The organism is Corynebacterium sp. HMSC064E07 (genome assembly GCF_001815745.1).
Lineage (GTDB): Bacteria > Actinomycetota > Actinomycetes > Mycobacteriales > Mycobacteriaceae > Corynebacterium > Corynebacterium jeikeium_D.
In genome coordinates this window covers 1-1,623 of record NZ_KV821811.1, presented here as the reverse complement: position 1 = coordinate 1,623, position 1,623 = coordinate 1, and the positions used below count along the sequence as shown (strand labels likewise).

The following is a 1,623-nucleotide window of genomic DNA, read 5'->3' as shown; positions in this document are numbered from 1 at the left end:
TTTTTTGATTCTTCTGATTTGAAGGGTTTTTGATGGAGGGTTTGATCCTGGCTCAGGACGAACGCTGGCGGCGTGCTTAACACATGCAAGTCGAACGGTAAGGCTCCAGCTTGCTGGGGTACACGAGTGGCGAACGGGTGAGTAACACGTGGGTGACCTGCCCTGCACTTCGGGATAAGCCTGGGAAACTGGGTCTAATACCGGATAGGACCGCACCGTGAGGGTGTGGTGGAAAGTTTTTTCGGTGTGGGATGGGCCCGCGGCCTATCAGCTTGTTGGTGGGGTAATGGCCTACCAAGGCGGCGACGGGTAGCCGGCCTGAGAGGGTGGACGGCCACATTGGGACTGAGACACGGCCCAGACTCCTACGGGAGGCAGCAGTGGGGAATATTGCACAATGGGCGGAAGCCTGATGCAGCGACGCCGCGTGGGGGATGACGGCCTTCGGGTTGTAAACTCCTTTCACCATCGACGAAGGGTTTCTGACGGTAGATGGAGAAGAAGCACCGGCTAACTACGTGCCAGCAGCCGCGGTAATACGTAGGGTGCGAGCGTTGTCCGGAATTACTGGGCGTAAAGAGCTCGTAGGTGGTTTGTCGCGTCGTCTGTGAAATTCCGGGGCTTAACTCCGGGCGTGCAGGCGATACGGGCATAACTTGAGTACTGTAGGGGAGACTGGAATTCCTGGTGTAGCGGTGAAATGCGCAGATATCAGGAGGAACACCGGTGGCGAAGGCGGGTCTCTGGGCAGTAACTGACGCTGAGGAGCGAAAGCATGGGGAGCGAACAGGATTAGATACCCTGGTAGTCCATGCCGTAAACGGTGGGCGCTAGGTGTGGGTTTCCTTCCACGGGATCCGTGCCGTAGCTAACGCATTAAGCGCCCCGCCTGGGGAGTACGGCCGCAAGGCTAAAACTCAAAGGAATTGACGGGGGCCCGCACAAGCGGCGGAGCATGTGGATTAATTCGATGCAACGCGAAGAACCTTACCTGGGCTTGACATATACAGGATCGCGCCAGAGATGGTGTTTCCCTTGTGGCTTGTATACAGGTGGTGCATGGTTGTCGTCAGCTCGTGTCGTGAGATGTTGGGTTAAGTCCCGCAACGAGCGCAACCCTTGTCTTATGTTGCCAGCACGTTGTGGTGGGGACTCGTAAGAAACTGCCGGGGTTAACTCGGAGGAAGGTGGGGATGACGTCAAATCATCATGCCCCTTATGTCCAGGGCTTCACACATGCTACAATGGTCGGTACAGTGGGTTGCCAGTCCGTGAGGGCGAGCTAATCCCGCAAAGCCGGTCTCAGTTCGGATCGGGGTCTGCAACTCGACCCCGTGAAGTCGGAGTCGCTAGTAATCGCAGATCAGCAACGCTGCGGTGAATACGTTCCCGGGCCTTGTACACACCGCCCGTCACGTCATGAAAGTCGGTAACACCCGAAGCCAGTGGCCTAACACATTTTTTGTGGGGGAGCTGTCGAAGGTGGGATTGGCGATTGGGACGAAGTCGTAACAAGGTAGCCGTACCGGAAGGTGCGGCTGGATCACCTCCTTTCTAAGGAGATTATTTTTTCTTTGTGTCATGTGTCATCGTGTTGGTGGCGTGTGGCTATTTTTTGTTTTT

Annotated in this window: 1 rRNA gene; it reads left to right on the top strand. The window is 56.0% G+C overall.

Features of this window, described 5'->3' with window-relative positions:
• The first annotated feature begins 29 nt into the window (after positions 1–29).
• Positions 30–1,554: ribosomal RNA gene (locus HMPREF3053_RS04085) — 16S ribosomal RNA — on the top strand.
• The last annotated feature ends 69 nt before the right edge of the window (positions 1,555–1,623 follow it).